Origin of the sequence: Aeromonas sp. SG16 (assembly GCF_024436135.1) — a bacterium.
Taxonomy (GTDB): domain Bacteria; phylum Pseudomonadota; class Gammaproteobacteria; order Enterobacterales; family Aeromonadaceae; genus Aeromonas; species Aeromonas jandaei.
Genome location: NZ_JANFNW010000001.1, coordinates 1,405,832 through 1,424,726, shown reverse-complemented (window position 1 = coordinate 1,424,726; position 18,895 = coordinate 1,405,832). Strand labels below are relative to the sequence as shown.

Genomic DNA, 18,895 nt, shown 5'->3' with positions numbered 1-18,895 from the left:
GCCAGCGAGCATCAGCGCGGCTCGGCGTCGGATGATGATCCCTCATCCGGGGTGGCCCCACTGGCCCTGGCCGCTTCGGCAGCCAGTTTTTTCGCCTTGGCGCGGGCAACGGCAGCGGCGATGGCTGCCTTTTTCGGGTCAACGCTCGCCTCGGCCACGGCAGGTTCGGCCACGGCCTCGCTCACCGGCTCGGCGAGTGCTTGCTCACCGCGAGCCCCTTCTGCTGCCTGCATTGGCTCACCCTGTTCAGCAGCCTGCTGGGCCGCCTTCTTGGCCTTGGCGCGGGCAATGGCTGCGGCGATAGCGGCGTTCTTGGGATCGACCGCTTCGCTGGCAGCAGATGGTGCATCGCTTTGGGTTGCAGCCGTTTCGCTGGTGCCTGCGGTTGCAGTCAGAGAGCCCTCAGCGCTGTCACCCTGCTGGGCTGCCTTCTTGGCTTTGGCCCGGGCGATGGCAGCAGCAATAGCGGCTTTCTTGGGATCGACCGCTTCGCTGGCCGCAGATGGCGCATCGCTTTGGGTTGCAGCCGTTTCGCTGGTGCCTGCGGTGGCAGTCAGATCGCCCTCAGCGCTGTCGCCCTGCTGGGCGGCCTTCTTGGCTTTGGCCCGGGCAATGGCAGCAGCAATAGCGGCTTTCTTGGGATCGACCGCTTCGCTGGCCGCAGATGGCGCATCGCTTTGGATGTCTGCGTCGGTTGTCGCGCTGTTGGCTGTGCTTACCGGCTTGCCACTCGCCTCAGCCTTTTTGGCCTTGGCACGGGCAATGGCGGCGGCAATCGCCGCTTTTTTCGGATCGGCGTCTGCTGCAGGCTGGCTCTCGGCCGCGCTATCTGTAGCAGGAGCATCGCCAGCCTGAGCCGCCTTCTTGGCCTTGGCACGAGCAAGAGCCGCGGCGATGGCCGCTTTTTTGGGATCGCTGGATGGGTCAACCGCCTCGGCGGATTGCGGCGCAGCGGCTGTTTCGCTGTTTACGCTCTCCGCCAGCTTGGCAGCGCGGCGCGCTTCCGCTTCCCGTTTGCGCGCTTCGCGAGCGGCAATCACGGCGCTATTGTCGGGCACGCCTTCGCCTGTGGCTGCAATGGCGGTGATGGGCGCATCCTGCTTGGCCTTAATACGGGCGAGAGCCGCTGCCACCGGATCTTCCCCGCCTGCGGCAGTCATCGCCTGCCGGCGCTGGGCGGCGGCTTCGGCGTGGCGCGCTTCGCGGGCCGCTTTCTCCCGCTCGAAACGGGCCTGCTTTGCCTCGAAACGCTGCTTGGCGCGCTCGGCTTTTTCGGCCTCGGCGCGGGCTTCGCGAATGTCATCCTTGGCGATCTTGTAGTACTGCACCAGCGGGATCTCGCTCGGGCAGACCCAGGCGCAGGCTCCGCACTCGATGCAGTCCATCAGGTTGAGCTTCTCGGCCTTGTCGTACTCTTTGGCCTTGCTGTACCAGTAGAGCTCTTGCGGCAGCAGGCTGGCCGGGCAGGCATCGGCGCAGGCGCTGCAACGGATGCAGGCCTGCTCCGGGCCGGGAGCGGGTAGTTCGGCTTGCGTCGGCGCCAGCAGGCAGTTGGTCGCCTTGACCACCGGCACCATGGCGTGGGGCAGGGTAAAGCCCATCATGGGGCCCCCCATGATCACCCGCTGATCCGCTTCCGGTTGCAGCTCGAAACGCTGCAGCAGCCAGCGCACTGGTGTACCGAGGCGCACCCAGGCGTTGCCGGGTTTCTTGAAGCTGTCGCCGGTGAGGGTAACGATCCGCTCGATCAGCGGCTCGCCGTCGATAATGGCGCGCTTGATGGCAAACACGGTGGCGACGTTGAGCACCATGATGCCGATATCGACCGCGCGGCCGCCTTTGGGCACCTGACGGCCGGTCAGCAGCTCGATGGTCTGCTTGGCACCGCCCGAGGGGTACTTGGTCGGCACTGTCTTGACCAGCACATCTTCGTCGGTGGCGTGACGGGTCAGTTCGGTGATCGCCTCGGGCTTGTTGTCTTCCACCCCGATCAGGGTGAGTTTCGGTTTGAGCAGGTGCTTGAGCACCCGGATGCCATCCATTATCTCATCGGCGTACTGCTGCATCAGCCGATCGTCGGTGGTGATATAGGGTTCGCACTCCAGCCCGTTGACGATCAGGATCTCGGTGAGCTGGCCGCGGCCATCGAGCTTGCTGTGGGTGGGGAAGACGGCGCCGCCAAGACCGGCAATGCCCGCCTGCTGGATGCGCTCGAGCAGTTCGCCCCGCTCCAGATTCCAGTAATCGGGTTTGCCGTCGAGCTCGCCCCACTCATCCTCGCCATCGGGGGTGAGGATGACGCAGAGATCGTCGAGCCCCGAAGGGTGAGCGACCGTGTGGTTGGCAATTTCGGTGATGGTGCCCGAGGTGGAGGCGTGCACCGGCACCACCCGCCCTCTGGCATAACGGGTCAGCGGCTGACCCTTCTTGACCTTGTCACCCACCTGCACCAGCAGGTCGCCAGCAGCGCCTGCGTGCTGGCGCACCGGAATGATCAGGCGCGGTGGCAGACCGGCCTGCTCGACCGGGCTCTGGCTCGATTGCAGTTTGTTGTCGGCGGGGTGAATACCACCGTGAAAGTCCCAGATATTCCCGGCTTTGATGCGTTCAAGTAAAGACTGCATGGTTACTCCACCAACTTAACCGGAATCTTGCCCGGAACCTGCACGTTATTGAGATCCCACTTCCAGTTATCGACCGTGGTGGGCACCGGGATCATCTCGATGCAGTCGGTCGGGCAGGGATCGACACAGAGATCGCAACCGGTGCACTCGCTGGCAATCACGGTATGCATCGCCTTGGTGGCGCCAACGATAGCGTCCACCGGGCAGGCCTGAATGCACTTGGTGCAGCCGATGCACTGATCTTCGTGGATAAAGGCGACCTTCTTGACCGGCACTGCGGCCTCGTCGCTGCCGCCCAGCGGCTGGGGTTCGACCCCCATCAGGTCGGCAATCTTGCGCATGGTGGCCTCGCCACCGGGTACGCACTTGTTGATCTGATCGCCGCCCGCAACCGCCTCGGCGTAGGGTTTGCAGCCGGGATAGCCGCACTGGCCACACTGGGTCTGGGGCAGCAGGGCATCGAGCTGATCGACGATGGGGTCTGCTTCCACATGAAACTTGACGGCGGCAAAGCCCAGGATAATCCCGAACGCCAGCGCCAGCAGGGTCAGCACCAGAATGGCAAAAAGAATATGGATCATGGTTATATCTTGATGAGGCCGGTAAAGCCCATAAAGGCCAGAGACATCAGACCGGCGGTGATCATGGCAATGGAGACCCCGCGAAACGGCGCGGGCACATCGGCGGCGACCAGACGCTCGCGCATGGCGGCAAACAGGATCAGCACCAGCGAGAAGCCGGTGGCGGCGCCAAAGCCGTAGATCACGCTCTGCACGAAGTCATGACGCTCGTTGATGCTCAGCAGCGCCACCCCGAGCACCGCGCAGTTGGTGGTGATGAGCGGCAGGAAGATCCCCAGCAGGCGATAGAGGGTCGGGCTGCTCTTGCGCACCACCATCTCGGTAAACTGGACCACCACGGCGATCACCAGAATAAAGGCGAGGGTGCGCAGATAGGCGATCTCCAGCGGCACCAGAATGTAGTGCTCCACCAGATAGGAGCAGGCACTGGCCAGGGTCATCACGAAGGTGGTGGCGAGCCCCATGCCGATAGCAGTTTCCAGCTTGCCCGAGACCCCCATAAAGGGGCAGAGGCCGAGGAATTTCACCAGCACGAAGTTGTTAACCAGCACTGTGCCGATCAATAAAAGCAGGTATTCAGTCATCGAAGGTCGGGTATCCGGTTTGAAGGCCGCAACATTATCTGATGTTAGGGCACGTTAAACAACCGCAAGGCCGCATGGTTATTATGCAACTGGATAATTTAGACGGGGTTTTGGGGTCAGATCGCGGCACTTTTACTCATGGTCATGCGAGGCTGTAATCCCGGTCTGGCTAACAGAGCAATGGCCAAGCCGGGATAGCCATAAGGTGTTCAGGCTGGATGCGTGCGCAATAATTCCCCGTAATAATCCGGCAGTGCCGCAAACCCGGTCAATTCACCTTGCAATTCTGCCAGCCTGGTCAGTCTCATGGCTGCTCTGAAACTTGCCGCATCCAGATGTGTCAGAGGGTGGAGCAATGAAATAGAGGGCCCCAGCTCCAGCAACCAGTAAGGATTCACATTCCCCTCGGCCAGCGGTGTACCGGTCTGCTCTTCGGTCAGTTGTTCCCTTCGCAGCTTCCGGCATGTCAGCACAGGCAAGACACGGGTTACCTCCCGTGTCTTGCCATCGGCCGCAAGGGTCGCTACGGCCAGATAGCTGATCTCGTTCATCAGCTGATCATCATAACGAGTGGCAATGGTTTCGGCAGGGGTGTGATACCAGCGGGCAGAACCATCACGAAATGTATCGAAGTAGCTCGCCGGGCGGCTGTTTTCCAGTGCGGTCGGAATGATCAGGGTGAGATCATGGTGGCGGACTTGCTGCATCCCCAGGGTGGCAATCCGGCTGGGCTCTTCCAGATAGAAGTGGCCCGAGTGGATGGCAGGATAGCGAAACTCTTCCCCCGATTTACCCAGCTTTTGCTCAAGGAAGGTTTGCAGCCAGCAAGAGCCGCTGTGATCCTCTGCTGGCAACAGGGCAAAGGCACCGATACCAATCCGGTCGATCTCCTCCTGATAGGGATTTTTCGTTCCGGGTTGCTGGCTCATAAAGCCCGGATAGAGCGCAAAAGCGCCAAAGGTGGGGCGGCTTGGTATCGGGTCATCCTGTTGCTGATAGAGCAGGGCATCGCGATAACGGTGCATCTGGTTGATGGCATCATCGGGCACCCTGTCTCTCGGGTCATCTTGAGTGCCGTTATCGACCCGGTACTTGGCATCAAACAGCCAGATAAAGGTGTCGCCACTGCCAGTAGTGGCTTCGATCAGAATGTCCGGCTTCTGGGGAACCAGCAGAGAGTGCACCGGCTTGTTGGTCTTGTGAAATCTGGGTTCATGGGCCAGTTTGAGCTTTACACCGTCTGCTGCACGAAGGTACTCCCAGCAGTACTTCATCCCCTCGGCCAGCCGGGTATCCCAGCCATCGCGGGTGAAGTTAAATGCAGGTGTTTTCACCTCGGTAAATCCCAGTGTCAGGATAATCCGGCGCACCTCGATCACGCACCAGAGCTCGTAGAGCTGATCCATGCTGCGCACGCCGGCCACGGCATCATTACCCAACGCATCGAGATAGAGGCGCAGTTGCTGCCAGACCCGGTAAACCGTGCTATAGCCGCTCTTTTGCTGCAGTACCAGAGACTCACGTTGTAACACTGCCGCCGGACCTATCTCCTGCATCAGGGGGTGAGCCAGCGCCTGATCCAGCGGTTTGCTCCACGCCTTGAGGCGGTCAAAAAAGGCCCTGGACAGCAGGGTGCGATCACCCTGTTGGGTCAGCTGTTGCAGCATCCTTCCGGTGCGCTCCAGCACAAACTTGATAAAGCGGTTTTCCGGGGTATCCGTGGTCAGTTGTTTACGTTCCACTCGGTATCTGCGCTCGATACCGTTATCCAGATCCTGGCGGATCTGTTCGGCCTGCTTCGGGCGTGGCGGGCGCTTCATTCTGGCGGCCAGCAGATATTCGGTCTTGCTTTGCAGCCTGCTGTGGGGCGCATTGATGATCTGGCGGATCCCCCGCTCAAGGTCCTTGTGCAGGGCTTCGAAATGGGCAAGCCAGAGCAGGGGGAACGGTTCGGCCTTGCGCTGGCTGCGCCCCCCTTGCTGACTGGTTGCGCTGTTCAGGGTAAAACGCCAGTAGGGGTACTGCTCATCCAGCACCCGATGGATCAGCGGCACATCCCGGCGGATATCCAGCTTGACCGGATAGACCTCGAACCAGAGCGTCAGCTGAATGCGAGCAGCTTTTCCTGCAGCCGATTTCGGTTGATAAGAGAAGGGGAGTGCAAGTGTGCCTACATCGTTGCCGGTATTGAATCCCCCCAGCAGCTCCTGCGATCCATGCCTGCTTTTGAAGCGAAACGACTCGCAGATCCGCTGCAGATGATGCTCCAGCCGCGGCGCATCACTTCCCTCGCTAACGCCGTGAAGAAACTCCCATTCGAATTCGTAAAAGCAGTTCTCAAACAACAGGGGGGTTGGCAGTACCAGAGCGGAGAGCGCCTGATCATCAGGCAGCTCCAGCGGGCAACCATCAGCTTCAGCCAGAGTGATGGAAAGGGGCTGCGAGAAGCGCACAACTGGCGGTTCGTATCTGCTCGGGCTCGCTGGCAGGCCCGATTTGTCGCGCTCCTGTTGATGATGGGCGCGGGTAGCTTGTAACTGCTGATAACGATCCCCGACCGTCTTCTCATTGGCATAGATCCGCAAAATCCAGTCACGGCTCAGCAGGGTAAACAGGCACTCCATCACAACCCCCTTACGGCCAGAAGCTGGTAAAGCACTGCCGTGCCAGCCGCTCTTTCATCCAGGCGAGTTTCTTCTTGCTGCGGCAGGGGACGAGCGGCAGTTCTGCGGGGGCGGAATCTTCACCGGCGGCAGCCACCTTGCAGTTAAACAGGTCAGGGCGTGTCCCCTCCCAGTGCTCGGTAAATTTTTCTGCCAACACCTTTTCCAGGTCAGTCAGCAGGTCGCCATCAGCCGTCTGATGGCTGCGCAACTTGTCGCTATCCCCCTCAATGCGCGGCAAGACCTTGCACATCATAAAGTCATCCCAGATGGCGACCAGTTCTGCGGTATTGGCGGGGCGATGGGCCAGCAGGGCCAGCATCAGCTCGTTCAGGGCGCGATAGGCCAGTTCGAACGGGCTCAGTTGCAGCACCTCGTTGACTGCCTTCAGGAAGGCGACGCTCTCTTTACTGTATTTTTCCAGTGCGGAGACTTCAGTAATGGCGCGCCCCTCTGACCAGGTCGGATAACCCAGCCGTTTTGGCTGCAATGCCGGTGCAAAGTAGGCATCGAAATCGTTGGGGAAGAACTCGTTAAAGTCGAAGGTGAGGGCCCTGTCGATCACCTTGCGGGAAAAGCCGTGGGTGGTTTCGTCCATATTGACGGTACCGGCCACCATCAGGTTGAAGGGGATAGCGATACCGTGCTGGCAGAAGCTGGCCCAGATCTGCTGATGCAGTGAAACATCGAGGTCCAGTCCCAGTTTTTCCGCAAGTTCGGTACGCGCGTTCTGATCCAGTTGCTGGCTAAGCGTATCTGCTTTGAGCAGGGGATCGCACTGGTAGACATAGCTGTAGTCCACCCCTTCTTTGTCGTTAAATGCAGTCAGTTCGGGTGAGGTATACCAGTGGCGGGTCTCCAGTACCGAGAGATAGTCGGCGAAATATTGTTCAACCGGAGCCAGGTTCATCTCGTCTAGGCAGAGCCAGAAGGGGGGAATATGGTCCAGTTGTTCCTGGCTCAGACCAATCTTGCCATCGGCTCTGACTTTGCCAATACGCTCGTAAATATGAATCCAGGCTTGGGTAATAAAATGCAGCACCGGCGTTGATACATACTCCTTTTTACCACTGATCCTGGAGATATAGCCCAGCAGGTCAGAGGGTTCGTGCCAGTCAGGTCGTACAGGTACCAGGCAGTAATTTTTCTGGCCTGGATAGTCCTTGACCTGCTCACGAATAAAACGGGTTTTTCCTGTGCCAGAAATACCGGCAAAAAGTAAAAATGGTTTATGACAGGAGATGGGTTTATTTATGAAGTACTGATTGAGAAATAATTCGTATTTTTTCACTCCCGAGGAGTACATCCCATTTCCCGCAGTGTTTAAATCTTTCCAAAGATCGCTTTTAAGTAAGGTGTTTATTAGTTTTTCACAAATGCCAACATCTGAAACCGAATAAAATCTGGGGAGTGATTCATCAATAGATGACACTACTTCATCAGCTTTAGCAATACTCTGCTCCGAGTATTTTTTTATAGTGCTAGTGCTAAGGTTTTGTTTCGCAAGCCAGTTTTCGAAAAGCACTTTTAGTTGAGGGGTAGAAGAAGAGGGCGATTTTTTATTTTCATATTCTTTGAATCCCGATGCGACTTTTTCTAATGCCGACTTTAAATATGAGTCAACAAAAAAAGTGTTTGATTCAACGCCGACGTACTCTTCATCTAATAGATAGGCTATGAATTTAGATATTACTTTTGTTATTGCTTTCGTTTGGCTGCGACCTATAGAACTGATGCTTTTCAAATCATCGATATCTGAAGCTTTTCCATAAATTGCGCGATATGATTTTTCTTCGTATATATTTAAACTGTTTTTTTTGCTTGGGACAGAGCCCCAAGCATTTTCAATCTGATTGTAGTTTTCCAACATGAATTGAAGAAATGTAATCAGCGTCTCAGGTTTTATGGTAAAGCATTCATCTTTCTCATTATTGAAGCTGATGACAAAGGATTCTTGACATTGAACCCTTTGCTTATCATAACGCATTGATTTTGTGCAAAAATCTTCAAAGCTCATATGATGGCCTCTACTATATTTTCAGCAATCTTCCTGATAACGGGTACCGCGACTGAATTACCAAATTGCTTGTAGGCTGGAGTTTTTGCTGTAGGAATAACAAAATTTTCAGGATATCCCTGTAATCTTGCACATTCTCTGGGTGTCAATAGTCTCGGGTTTTTACCTTCCTGAGGAATTAGGCATTCTTTACCATCTTTACCATATCTTGCGACCAGTGTGTTTGATGGCTTATCCAGATTTGCTGTAAAGGCTGTAAAGCCTGTTCCTCTATCAAGGTTTCTCTCTGTTCTTTTTATATGTCCTTGCCAGAGAGCATCAGAAATAGTGAATCTTGCGTCTGGAGTCGGCTCCAGAATAGACCTGAGTGGTAGAGGTTGACCGTCAAATTCAGGGAATTTGAAGTCGATATTCAGATCATTGCGAGTGCATACCATGTAGCAACGTACTCTACGTTGTGGTACTAGCGATGATGAATCGATTAGTTCATATTTGAATGTATAACCGATTTCCTCTACGGACCTTTTGATTACATCAAAGGTTCGACCTTTATCATGTCTGGTAATATTTCTAACATTCTCCAGAAAGAGAACTTTAGGTTTTTTTACTGATGCAATACGCATCACATCAAAGAAAAGAGTGCCTTGAGTTTCACATTTGAAACCATGTTCTTTGCCGACAGCATTTCTAGCTGATACACCTGCACCACTGAACGGTTGGCAGGGGAAACCTGCAGCAAGAATATCATGTGAAGGGACTAGTGTATTCAAATGCTTGTCACTAATATTATCATTTGTGAAAGCTGTGATATCACCAAATGGCAGTTCGCCATAATTATTGAGATATGTTTGCTGTGCAGATTTATCCCATTCACTGCTAAATGTACAAACTCCCCCCAGGCTTTGCAGGGCTGTTCTAAAACCACCAATACCAGCAAACAAATCTATAAAAGTAAAAACGTTTTTATCTGATGGTGGACTTACCACAAGAGAATGCAGAGTTGTTTTCAGCTCGGACGGGCTCGCAATCAAATCATGCTTGGTGAGTTCCGAGATGATGATTTCTTTGTTGATTTTTGCTGATTGGCATGCCAGTTCAGTGTCAGATGCAATGGCGTGCAGCCATTGATGAATTAATGCTCGTGGGTCACTTCCTGTGGGGGTATGTTCATGTGCCAGGGCGCTTAATGCATCTTCATATTTTTTCAAGAAGGTTTTCACAGAGATAACTCACTTATTTCTTAGCCATTTGTAGACATAATCATCAATAGTCAGTGATTGAACTGGTTTTTTATACAGTATTTAATGCGACATCACAAGCGAGGCGACATTGTGACAGATATCGTGAAGCCCCAAAAGCGTAGCGAGATGATGGCCGGTATTCGTAACCGGGATACCCGTCCCGAGAAGCGGGTGCGTGCCATGTTGCATCATGCCGGGTTTCGCTATCGCTTGCACAATACCGCCTTGCCGGGCACGCCGGATCTCTGGCTGGCTCGCTACCGTGCGGTGATCGAGGTGAATGGCTGTTTCTGGCATGGTCATGACTGCCATCTCTTCAAGCTGCCATCGAGCAGAACCGACTTCTGGCAAGCCAAGATCGCCAGCAATCGTGCGCGTGATGCCCGTCATCTGGCCGAGCTGGACCAACTGGGTATCCGCCGTCTGATCATCTGGGAGTGTGCCCTGAAAGGGCGTCTGCGCCATGATCCGGAACGACTGCTTCTGGTTATCAGCTGGTGGCTGACCAGCGGCATCAGTCATGGCGAGATTGCCGGTGGCCGTGAACTGCAGATCGCCATGGATCATTCCCGTCCATACAGCTGACCGGATAGCACTCTCGGCCCAGCTTCCACCGCGTGTGAAAAGTAATTATTTTTTGTTGCCAAATCAGTAAGCTGTTGTCGCCTGTTACTCGTTTGAAGATCGCCCCGGTTTTCGGTAATAAAGCCCGGCAGTGACAACCACAGGGAGGTGGTGATGGATCCGGTTTCCTATCTTTTTTCGGCTTATCTCAATCTGGTTCAGCAGCAGATTTCAGATATCTATGGCACCGAGCTTAAAACGGTTGCGGTGCAGTATGAGGGGGAATCAGTACCCTTCTCGTTTCAGCTCTGGCAGATCCAGCAGCAGAGTATCTGTCGCCCCTACGAGCAGGATGTTCGTCGCTTTAGCCAGTGCACGGTCAAGGCTTCGGCTCTGTTTCACAAGCTGTGCGATGACCTGACCCGGCAGGATGACAGCAGTTGGCAACTGCCCAAATATCGCGGCATGTATTGTTCGGCCGCCGTCAGCTACAGGCCGATGATTGCCGAGATTGGGAATGCCAAACAGAGTCCGGCCAAGCTGGCAGAGCGGGCCTGCAATCAGGCGATTCTGGCAGCGATGGATAGCGAAGATGAAACCTTGCTGGCCCAGCGGGACAAGGCATGTGCCGCAGTGCGCTGATGGAGATTTATCGCGCCCGCCAAGTCGTCGGAGCATCTTTGCGCGCCATACCACAGTCGCGGGTGGTTTGGCCCGGTATGATGGAGGGGCTAGCGGGGCGTTCCTGTATCTGTGATGTCTATGGCAAACGAGCGGGGATGCAGCTGGCAAGGCGGACAGCCGGGTTGGCTGGCTGCATGTTTATCACCACCGGCCGCGTTGCCGGCATCAGCACCAGGAGGGAATCATGATCAGCCATATCGACCATCTGGTATTGACGGTCAGTGATATCGAGCGCGCCGTGGCGTTTTACAGCTCGGTGCTCAATATGGAGGCCATCACCTTCGGTGCGGGGCGCCGGGCGGTGGGGTTTGGCAACCAGAAGATCAATCTGCAACTGCTGGGACAGGAGCCGCGTAACCGGGCGCAGGTGGGGTCGGGGGACGTCTGCCTTATCACCCGCTGGCCGCTGGAGCAGGTGATGACTCAGCTGGCCTGCCACGGGGTGGAGATTGTCGAGGGGCCGGTGACCAAAAGCGGGGCTTGCGGGCCTATAGAGTCCATCTACTTCCTCGACCCGGATCAGAACCTGATCGAGATAAGTCGCTACCCCTGAATCCGGCACTGCAGAGGGAGTTGGGTTGGCGTATCAACCGCTGGCCCCGGCCGCTGGTCGGGGCGCATCTTTCCCTCGTTTGCCTCTCTTGGCGCGCCCCGCGCTCGCCTTTGCCGGCGCTTTTGCTGGCCGTGAAATCGGTCAAACCCCGTTTGCCCCATCGCCCCTGATGCGGGGCTTGGTGCTGTGAGCTGGCCCGCAATTGTGTCGCCGGTGCGGTGGAGTTGGCGATAATCCGGCGTGCTGTGGCGGGCGATGTGGTAATGTGTCGCACTTTTTTGCCGGATGGGCCGGCATTGGCCTCGTTGAAATTGGAGCCGTATGCAAAAAATCGACGTAGTGGAGAGGGTGATGCCGCAGATCATGTGTCCGGCATGGCCGACGCACGCAACCGTACAACAGGATGGGGTTCAGCCCCTCTGGCAGGTGACTCATGCTGGCTAACGAATCCATGCGCCTGAACAAATACATCAGCGAGAGCGGTATCTGCTCGCGCCGCGAGGCCGACCGCTTTATCGAGCAGGGCCATGTCTTTATCAACGGCAAGCGGGCCGGGATTGGCGATCAGGTGCAGGTTGGCGATCTGGTCAAGGTGAACGGTCAGGTGATCGAGCCGCGCGAGGCGGACAGTCTGGTGCTGATCGCCCTCAACAAGCCGGTGGGCATCGTCAGTACCACGGAGGCGGGCGAGAAGGACAACATCGTTGATTTCGTAAACCACAGCACCCGGGTCTTCCCCATCGGGCGGCTCGACAAGGATTCGCAGGGGCTGATTTTCCTCACCAACCACGGCGATCTGGTCAACAAGATCCTGCGGGCGGGCAACGATCACGAGAAAGAGTATCTGGTGACCGTTGACAAGCCGGTGACCGACGAGTTTGTGCGCGGCATGGCGGCCGGAGTGCCGATCCTTGGTACTGTGACCAAGAAGTGCAAGGTGAAGAAAGAGGCGCCGTTCGTCTTTCGCATCACCCTGGTGCAGGGGCTGAATCGCCAGATCCGCCGCATGTGCGAGCACTTCGGTTTTGAAGTGACCAAGCTCGAGCGCATCCGCATCATGAACGTCAGCCTCAAGGGACTGCCGGTGGGCGAGTGGCGCGATCTGACCGACGACGAGCTGATCGACCTGTTCAAGCTGATTGAGGACTCCTCCTCCGAGGTGAAACCGGCCAAAGGAGACAAACCGAAGGCGGCCAAGGCCCCTGCGGCGCAAACCGCCAAACCGGGGCAGGGCAAGAAGCCGCGCCGCGATGATGATCACGAGATTGGCGGGCGTCCCAATGTGCCGGGCCCGGAAGCTTTCGAGAAGAAGCTGCCGCTGGGCAAGGGGGGGGCGGGCAAAGGTGCTGCCAACAAGGGCGGCGCAGGCAAAGGGGCACCCAAGGGTGGCAAACCGGCCGCAGGCAAGCCGCGCACCGCTAACAGCGGACGGCAGAAGAAGGGGCGCTGAGTTGCCCCTTTGAGTGGCATCAGCCGCCAGTCATCTCCAATACGATTATCCCCAACACTGTTATCCCCAACACACCGGCCTCAGGCCGGTGTGTTGTTTTGGGCAGCAGAGCTGGTTGGGAGGGGCGCCGAAATAGTTGGCTCGCTGGTGGTCGGTAACCGCATGACGCGGGGGTAGTGACGCGGGTCGAGGCGCAGCACCAGCAGGCTCATCAGCAGCAGGCCCCCCAGCTGCCACTGCCAGGCGGCGGCGAAGTCGCCGAACAGGTGATAGAGGCGGGCGGCGACCCAGGGGCCGGTGGCCGCCAGCATAAAGCCGAAGCCCTGCATCAGGGCGCTCAGGGTGCCGGCGCGGCGCGGATCGGGCAGGTGATCGAGCGCAATCACCATGATCAGCGAAAAGCTGCCGCCCAGACCGGCACCGCACAGCATGCACCAGAGGATCGGGGCACTGGCTGGCGCCAGCCAGAGGCCGCCAAATCCCGCCAGCTGCATGGCGATGGCAAGCCCCATCCATGGCCGCCGATCCAGACTGCGCGCCGCCAGTAGCGGCAAGCCAAGGCCGCTGGCAGTCTGCGCCAGTGCCAGCCAGGCGACCAGCTCGCCAGCCTGCGCAGCGTTCCACCCATTCGCCATATAGGCGGGTGCCAGCCAGGCCACGACTATGCCGTAACCGCTGTTGATGATGCCAAAGCAGACGATCAGCAACCAGCTGCGGGGCAGGGTGATCAGCCGCTGCTCGCCGTGGGGGATCGCGACCGCCGCGGTGCTTGGCAGACGCACTTTCCACCCTAGCCAGCCGAGGGCCAGCAGCAGCGGCAGGCTCCAGATCGCCAGTGCCTGCGACCAGTCGAGGCTGGCCGCCAGCCGTGGCGTGAGGCTGGCGCCGAGCGCGCCGCCCCCCATCATGCAGGCAGAGAAGATCCCCATCACTTGCGGCACCTTGCGGGCAAAGTGCTGCTTGATAAGGGCGGGCAGCACCCCTTGCACCAGCGCCGAACCCAGGCCGCAGAGGGCGGCGGTGGTGATCAGCAGGGCGCCGCTCTGGGCATCAAAACGCAGGGCACTGCCCGCTGCGAGCAGCAGTAGGGCCAGCCCCAGCAGGGTGGTGGCACTGGCAAGGCTGCGCAGGCGCGGGGTGAGCAGCACGCCGACCCCGATGAGCCACAGCGGCAGCAGGGTGAGCCAGGCCAGGGTATCCATCCCGAGCGACAGGGCGCGGCCAATCTCGCCGCTCAGCGGGCCGATGGCGGTAAGAAAGGGGCGCAGATTCAGGCCAATCAGGATCACCAGCACCAGCAGGGCAAACTGCTGGCGACGCGCCTCTGCCGGGCGTTCGAAAGTCCCCTTACTCATGATCAGGCGCTGTTTGTGTGGCTTGTTGTAACTGGGAGCCGTAGAGATCCGCCGCCGTCATGGTGACGGCCAGTTTGACCAGAGGCAGAGGTGGCGGTGCCAGCGGCAGCCCCAGCTTTTGATAGGCGGCGGTGCTGTCAAAGTCGAACGGCGCTGCATCGGCGTTATCAAAGGCGTAATAGACGGCGGCGATACCGTTCATCACCAGCGCGGCGAGGCACATGGGGCAGGGGTGACCGCTGGCATAGACGATGCTGCCCGCGAGCGGCCCACACTGGCTTGCCTTGCGCAGCGCCTCCAGTTCGGCGTGACGGGTCGGATCCCCATCCAAATGGATGCCGTTGACCGCGCTCGCCACCAGCTGCTCATCGCGCACCAGCAGGGCGGCGAAGGGGCGGCCACCCTGCTGATGATTTTCTCTTGCCAGTTGCACCGCCTGCTCCAGCCAGCGCTGATGAGTCGGGAGGGTGGTTGATGAGGGGATCGGGCGGGCGTTGGCAGAGGCAACAAGGGGCGCAGACATGATGAAAAACCCTGATTTGACTGAACAAATGCCAGCCTAGCGGCGAAACAAACCATTTGGAAATTAAATGATAAAATGAGTTTCAGTGGTTTTATAAATGGAGAAACCCATGCTGGATCCCCTGTTACTGCGCAGTTTTGTCGCCATTATCGACACCGGCAGCTTCACCCGGGCCGGTGAACGGGTCCACCTGACCCAATCCACCATCAGCCAGCAGATGCGCAGGCTCGAACAGCAGATCGGCTGCTCGCTGCTGGACCGCTCCGGTCGGCAGGTGGTGGCGACGGCCGAGGGGGAGCAGCTGCTCGGGCTGGCCCGCCGCATTCTGGCACTGCTGGCGCAGGCCGAGGAGCAGGTGAGCGAGGGGAGCATATCCCTCAGCCTCGGGGTGCCGGAGGATTTCGCCGCCGGTGCCATCACCCCGGTGCTGGCCGCCTTTGCCCGCGACTACCCCGAGGTGCGGCTGGAGGTGGAGAGCGGCCTGAGCCACCACATCTGGCAGCGCTTCGCGGCGGGGGAGCTGGATCTGGCGCTGGTCAAGCAGGTGCGCGGACAGGGCTCGCCGCTCGCCAGCTGGCGTGAGCCGCTGGTGTGGGTAGATAGCCGCGACTGGCCAGCGAAGGGGCGTGATCCGCTGCCGCTGGTCGCCTTTCCGAGCGAAGGGCTCTATCGCCAGCAGATGACCGAGGCGCTCGATGGTCTGGGTCGGCGCTGGCGGATCGCCTATGTCAGCGCCAGTCTCGCCAGTTTGCAGGGGGCGGTGAGCGCAGGCATTGGCGTGAGCTTGCTGCCCAAACGGCTGATGCCCGCCGATCAGCTGGCCCTGACCCAGTGGCCCAAGGTGGCATCGGTGGAGCTGGCGCTCCATGCGGCAAAGGATGGGGGTGAACCGCTCAGCCGCTTGAGTTCGGCCCTGATCGCCCTGTGCGACGAGGTGATGGGGCCGCAGTGAGTGGCTCTGTAGGGAAAACTTCTGTGGGGAAAAACTGACGTCGGCAAGATAAGGCGGAAAAAGTGCGGGGAGGGATCAGTGATCCTTCCCCTCCGCCAGCTTGCGCTCGTAATCCTGTTTCACAATGGCCAGTGCCGCCAGCACCAGCTCGGGGGCCAGTTCATTGGTTTCCAGCAGTTCAATCAGATCCACCGCGAGTTTCACCTCGGGCGGGGCAGTTTCCAGTGACATGGGCAGGGTTCCGGTTGCGGGAAAAGGGGGGATTATACAGGGGCGCCGCCGTTGGCCGAAAGCGCCCGCTCCGTCGGGTTGTGAGCCACGAAGGTCAGAGGTGCTGGCGCATCTCCTTGTCGATCTCCTCGCGCAGGGCGATGAGCTTTTTGGCGTACTGCTGCAACTGCAGATCGCTTTCGCTCAGCGGCTGCCACTGGGGTACCGGGGTCGGTTTGCCATGCTCATCCATCGCCACGAAGATGATGATGCAGTGGGTGGTCTTGTGGCGCTCGGTCTCGGTGGGGTGGCGGCTGTAGACATCCACCGCCAGATGCATGCTGGTGGTGCCGGTGTGGATCACCTGGGCGTGTACCTCCACCAGCTGGCCAATCTGGATGGGGCGCAAAAAGCGGATCCCTCCCACATAGACGGTCACCGCATAGCCGCCGCACCAGCCCGCGGCGCAGGCATAGCCCGCCTGATCGATCCACTTCATCACCATGCCGCCGTGGACCTTGCCGCCGAAGTTGACGTCAGAGGGTTCGGCCAGAAATTGCAGGGTCAGTTCGCGATTGGGCACAGTCACATCCTTATTGCCTGAAGAGTTTCCCTGAGCTTTGCCCCATCGGCCTGCCCGGTCAAGGGTTCATCCCCGATTCAGGGGGGCGGGGTCACTATCTGGCTCTATTCATCCCGATTTCACTTTTTTGACCCGCAGGAGTGACACCATGAAACAGATGCTGGAACAGTTGCTGGGGGCTGGCAAAGGCTGGCTCAACGAAGGCGGAGACAAGCGCAAGGGGCAGATGCAGGGGGCGCTGGCCGGCGGTGCGCTCGGTCTGCTGCTGGGCAACAAGAAGATGCGCAAATATGGCGGCAAGGCCGCTGCCGTGGGCGGCGCTGCGGCCCTCGGCGGGCTGGCCTACAAGCTCTATCAGGATTGGCAGGCCCAGCAGGCGGCGCCCGCCCAACCGACCCATCCTGTCAGCACTCTGGCAGGCAATGCGCTGGATGCCCGTTCGGCTCTCTTGGTGCGCGCCATGGTGGCGGCAGCCCGGGCCGATGGCCATATCGACGGTGCCGAGCGCCAGAAGATTCAGGAGTATCTGACCGAACAGGGCCAGAGCGATGCCGCCCGCTGGATTGACGCCGAGCTGGCCCGCCCCCTCGACCCCCACGCGCTGGCGCGGGAAGTGACCGACATGGAGCTGGCCACCGAGGTCTATCTCGCCTCCCTGCTTGCCATCGAGGTGGATCACTTTATGGAGCGCGGCTATCTCGACGAGCTGGCGCGCGCCCTCAAACTTGATGACAACCTCAAGGGGAGCATCGAGCGGCAGGTGGCCCAGCTTAACGCCCCCGCCTGATACCCTCACCGCCATGGATTGCCGATAACGCCCCGTTCAAGGGGCGTTGTTGTTTCTGCGCTTTGGCGATCACCCCTCTGTTTCCAGCTGCCGGTTTATCAGGCCCGCAAGCTGGTGGAGTGCCTGCTCCAGCTGCTCGCTCCAGGGATGGGAGCTGTTGAGGCGCAGGCAGTGGTTGTGCTGCCCCTGACTGGAGAAGAGGGCGCCGGGGGCGATGGAGAAGCCGCAGTCGAGCGCCATGGCGTGGAGGGCACGGCTGTCGAGGCGGGGCGCAAACTCCAGCCAGAGAAAGTAGCCGCCATCGGGGGAGGAGATCCGCACCTCGCCCGGCAACAGACGCAGCAGCGCGGCCCGCATCTGCTGCTGGCGCTGGGCCAGAGTGTGGCGCAGACGGCGAAAGTGGGCATCGACCCCGCCCTGGCGTAGCATCTCGGCCAGCGCCAGCTGGCTCGGCACATTGGTGGAGAGGGTGGACATCAGCTGCAGCCGCTGGATCCGCTCGGCATGAGGCCCCGCCACCACCCAGCCGACCCGAAAACCCGGCGCCAGACACTTGGAAAAGGAGCTGCAGAGCAGGCTGTCACCGCGCTGATCCCAGTGTTTGATGGGCTTGGGGCGCTCGCGACCGAAGTAGACCTCGGCATAGACGTCATCCTCCACCAGCGGCACCTTGTGGGCGTTGAGCAGCGCCATCAGCCCCTGTTTGTGCGCATCGGGCATGGTGTGGCCCAGCGGGTGCTGCACATTGCCCATCAGCCAGCACGCCTTGATCGGCATCTGGCTGAGGGCGTCTTCCAACAGCGCCAGATCGATGCCCACCCCCGGGATCACCGGGATCTCCACCGCCTTGAGTTTCAGCCGCTCGATGGCCTGCAGGGCGCCATAGAAGGTAGGGGACTCCACCACCACCCAGTCTCCGGGCTCGGTCAGCACCTGCAGACTGAGGGAGAGCGCCTCCATGGCGCCGGTGGTGATGATGATCTCCTGCGGGTTGATAGCCACCCCGTCGCTGGCGTAGCGCTGGGCGATGGCGCGGCGCAACGCCTCGTTGCCGGGGGGCAGGTCGGCCACCGTGCTGAAGGGGTCGAGCCTGCGCATGCAGCTGGCCAGTGCCCGCCCGAGCTGGGGATGGGGGAACAGGGTCGGGTCGGCCACCGACATGCCAAGGGGCACCAGCGCCCGCGATTTGCTCGCCTGCAACACCTCGAACACCAGATCGTTGATATCCACCGAGCCGCTGTAGTGGGTCTGGCTCGGGGTGTGGCGCGCCACCTTTGGCGAGGCTGCCTTGACGTAGTAACCGGACTGGGGGCGGGCGAGGATCCGCCCCTGACTCTCCAGCAGCTGATAGGCCTGCAGCACCGTCATCGGGCTCAGGCTGTGGGTCTTGCAGCTCTGGCGGATGGAGGGGATGCGCTCCCCCGGTTGCCAGATGCCGTCATCGATCTCGCGGCTCAGGCGTTCGGCCAGTTGTAGGTAAAGAGGCATGATCTGGATCAACTGTTATAGGTGCTATTCACTATA

At 59.1% G+C, this 18,895-nt stretch carries 17 protein-coding genes; 6 read left to right on the top strand and 11 right to left on the bottom strand.

The window, feature by feature from the left end; all coding sequences use genetic code 11:
• Positions 1–11 precede the first annotated feature (11 nt).
• From rsxC to dcm, 6 genes are all read right to left on the bottom strand, one after another.
• Positions 12–2,624 carry an electron transport complex subunit RsxC gene (gene rsxC / locus NOM67_RS06500; protein ID WP_255934818.1) on the bottom strand — a complete coding sequence of 871 codons (2,613 nt, stop codon included), beginning with the start codon at positions 2,622–2,624 and terminating at the stop codon, positions 12–14.
• Positions 2,625–2,626: 2 nt separating this feature from the next.
• The gene (gene rsxB, locus NOM67_RS06495) at positions 2,627–3,205 is read right to left on the bottom strand and encodes an electron transport complex subunit RsxB (protein WP_208735975.1); all 579 of its coding nucleotides are present in this window, start codon (positions 3,203–3,205) and stop codon (positions 2,627–2,629) included.
• Between the two features lie 2 nt (positions 3,206–3,207).
• Positions 3,208–3,789 (bottom strand): electron transport complex subunit RsxA, encoded by a 582-nt coding sequence (gene rsxA, locus NOM67_RS06490; RefSeq protein ID WP_042031202.1) that lies wholly within the window; start codon positions 3,787–3,789, stop codon positions 3,208–3,210.
• Positions 3,790–3,998: 209 nt separating this feature from the next.
• On the bottom strand, positions 3,999–6,413 hold the full coding sequence (locus tag NOM67_RS06485; RefSeq protein ID WP_255934809.1) for a DUF2357 domain-containing protein: 2,415 nt from the start codon (positions 6,411–6,413) through the stop codon (positions 3,999–4,001).
• 10 nt (positions 6,414–6,423) lie between these two features.
• Positions 6,424–8,469: an McrB family protein gene (locus NOM67_RS06480; RefSeq protein WP_255934806.1), complete on the bottom strand. Its 2,046-nt coding sequence runs from the start codon at positions 8,467–8,469 to the stop codon at positions 6,424–6,426.
• Entirely contained in the window at positions 8,466–9,689 is a 1,224-nt protein-coding gene (gene dcm / locus NOM67_RS06475; protein WP_071911147.1) for a DNA (cytosine-5-)-methyltransferase, read from the bottom strand. Before dcm ends, NOM67_RS06480 begins: the two co-directional genes overlap by 4 nt.
• Before the next feature lie 111 nt (positions 9,690–9,800).
• Here dcm and NOM67_RS06470 point away from each other — a divergent pair, with 111 nt between their 5' ends.
• From NOM67_RS06470 to rluF, 4 genes are all read left to right on the top strand, one after another.
• On the top strand, positions 9,801–10,295 hold the full coding sequence (locus tag NOM67_RS06470; RefSeq protein ID WP_201998048.1) for a very short patch repair endonuclease: 495 nt from the start codon (positions 9,801–9,803) through the stop codon (positions 10,293–10,295).
• 153 nt (positions 10,296–10,448) lie between these two features.
• Entirely contained in the window at positions 10,449–10,916 is a 468-nt protein-coding gene (locus NOM67_RS06465) for a hypothetical protein (RefSeq protein WP_071911149.1), read from the top strand.
• A gap of 226 nt (positions 10,917–11,142) precedes the next feature.
• Positions 11,143–11,511, top strand: coding sequence for a VOC family protein (locus NOM67_RS06460; protein ID WP_040067818.1), 369 nt, complete (start codon positions 11,143–11,145; stop codon positions 11,509–11,511).
• A 433-nt stretch (positions 11,512–11,944) separates the two neighbouring features.
• Positions 11,945–12,961 carry a 23S rRNA pseudouridine(2604) synthase RluF gene (rluF, locus tag NOM67_RS06455; protein ID WP_255934802.1) on the top strand — a complete coding sequence of 339 codons (1,017 nt, stop codon included), beginning with the start codon at positions 11,945–11,947 and terminating at the stop codon, positions 12,959–12,961.
• Positions 12,962–13,041: 80 nt separating this feature from the next.
• On the opposite strand, the gene NOM67_RS06450 is transcribed toward rluF, so the two are convergent.
• Positions 13,042–14,316 (bottom strand): cyanate transporter, encoded by a 1,275-nt coding sequence (locus NOM67_RS06450; protein WP_255934800.1) that lies wholly within the window; start codon positions 14,314–14,316, stop codon positions 13,042–13,044.
• On the bottom strand, positions 14,309–14,839 hold the full coding sequence (locus tag NOM67_RS06445) for a nucleoside deaminase (protein ID WP_255934798.1): 531 nt from the start codon (positions 14,837–14,839) through the stop codon (positions 14,309–14,311). The genes NOM67_RS06450 and NOM67_RS06445 overlap by 8 nt, the downstream gene beginning before the upstream one ends.
• A 109-nt stretch (positions 14,840–14,948) precedes the next feature.
• On the opposite strand from NOM67_RS06445, the gene NOM67_RS06440 reads away from it, so the two are divergent.
• On the top strand, positions 14,949–15,791 hold the full coding sequence (locus NOM67_RS06440) for a LysR family transcriptional regulator (protein ID WP_255934795.1): 843 nt from the start codon (positions 14,949–14,951) through the stop codon (positions 15,789–15,791).
• Between the two features lie 75 nt (positions 15,792–15,866).
• Here the strand turns inward: NOM67_RS06440 and rsmS are convergent, their stop codons facing one another.
• A complete protein-coding gene (gene rsmS, locus NOM67_RS06435) occupies positions 15,867–16,022 on the bottom strand; it encodes a pleiotropic regulatory protein RsmS (protein ID WP_080768580.1) in 156 nt (51 codons plus the stop codon).
• Positions 16,023–16,116: 94 nt separating this feature from the next.
• Positions 16,117–16,584, bottom strand: a complete 468-nt coding sequence (locus tag NOM67_RS06430; RefSeq protein ID WP_058054029.1) for an acyl-CoA thioesterase — start codon at positions 16,582–16,584, stop codon at positions 16,117–16,119.
• Between the two features lie 148 nt (positions 16,585–16,732).
• On the opposite strand from NOM67_RS06430, the gene NOM67_RS06425 reads away from it, so the two are divergent.
• A complete protein-coding gene (locus NOM67_RS06425) occupies positions 16,733–17,371 on the top strand; it encodes a tellurite resistance TerB family protein (protein ID WP_139406490.1) in 639 nt (212 codons plus the stop codon).
• A 69-nt stretch (positions 17,372–17,440) separates the two neighbouring features.
• On the opposite strand, the gene NOM67_RS06420 is transcribed toward NOM67_RS06425, so the two are convergent.
• On the bottom strand, positions 17,441–18,859 hold the full coding sequence (locus NOM67_RS06420; protein ID WP_255934782.1) for a PLP-dependent aminotransferase family protein: 1,419 nt from the start codon (positions 18,857–18,859) through the stop codon (positions 17,441–17,443).
• Positions 18,860–18,895: the final 36 nt, after the last annotated feature.

What these genes read in the sequence shown, in the direction of transcription:
- rsxC (WP_255934818.1), bottom strand. Translation starts at nt 2,624, where the DNA reads ATGCAGTCTTTACTTGAACGCATCAAAGCCGGGAATATCTGGGACTTT.
- rsxB (WP_208735975.1), bottom strand. Translation starts at nt 3,205, where the DNA reads ATGATCCATATTCTTTTTGCCATTCTGGTGCTGACCCTGCTGGCGCTG.
- rsxA (WP_042031202.1), bottom strand. Translation starts at nt 3,789, where the DNA reads ATGACTGAATACCTGCTTTTATTGATCGGCACAGTGCTGGTTAACAAC.
- NOM67_RS06485 (WP_255934809.1), bottom strand. Translation starts at nt 6,413, where the DNA reads ATGGAGTGCCTGTTTACCCTGCTGAGCCGTGACTGGATTTTGCGGATC.
- NOM67_RS06480 (WP_255934806.1), bottom strand. Translation starts at nt 8,469, where the DNA reads ATGAGCTTTGAAGATTTTTGCACAAAATCAATGCGTTATGATAAGCAA.
- NOM67_RS06465 (WP_071911149.1), top strand. Translation starts at nt 10,449, where the DNA reads ATGGATCCGGTTTCCTATCTTTTTTCGGCTTATCTCAATCTGGTTCAG.
- NOM67_RS06460 (WP_040067818.1), top strand. Translation starts at nt 11,143, where the DNA reads ATGATCAGCCATATCGACCATCTGGTATTGACGGTCAGTGATATCGAG.
- rluF (WP_255934802.1), top strand. Translation starts at nt 11,945, where the DNA reads ATGCTGGCTAACGAATCCATGCGCCTGAACAAATACATCAGCGAGAGC.
- NOM67_RS06450 (WP_255934800.1), bottom strand. Translation starts at nt 14,316, where the DNA reads ATGAGTAAGGGGACTTTCGAACGCCCGGCAGAGGCGCGTCGCCAGCAG.
- NOM67_RS06445 (WP_255934798.1), bottom strand. Translation starts at nt 14,839, where the DNA reads ATGTCTGCGCCCCTTGTTGCCTCTGCCAACGCCCGCCCGATCCCCTCA.
- NOM67_RS06440 (WP_255934795.1), top strand. Translation starts at nt 14,949, where the DNA reads ATGCTGGATCCCCTGTTACTGCGCAGTTTTGTCGCCATTATCGACACC.
- rsmS (WP_080768580.1), bottom strand. Translation starts at nt 16,022, where the DNA reads ATGTCACTGGAAACTGCCCCGCCCGAGGTGAAACTCGCGGTGGATCTG.
- NOM67_RS06425 (WP_139406490.1), top strand. Translation starts at nt 16,733, where the DNA reads ATGAAACAGATGCTGGAACAGTTGCTGGGGGCTGGCAAAGGCTGGCTC.
- NOM67_RS06420 (WP_255934782.1), bottom strand. Translation starts at nt 18,859, where the DNA reads ATGCCTCTTTACCTACAACTGGCCGAACGCCTGAGCCGCGAGATCGAT.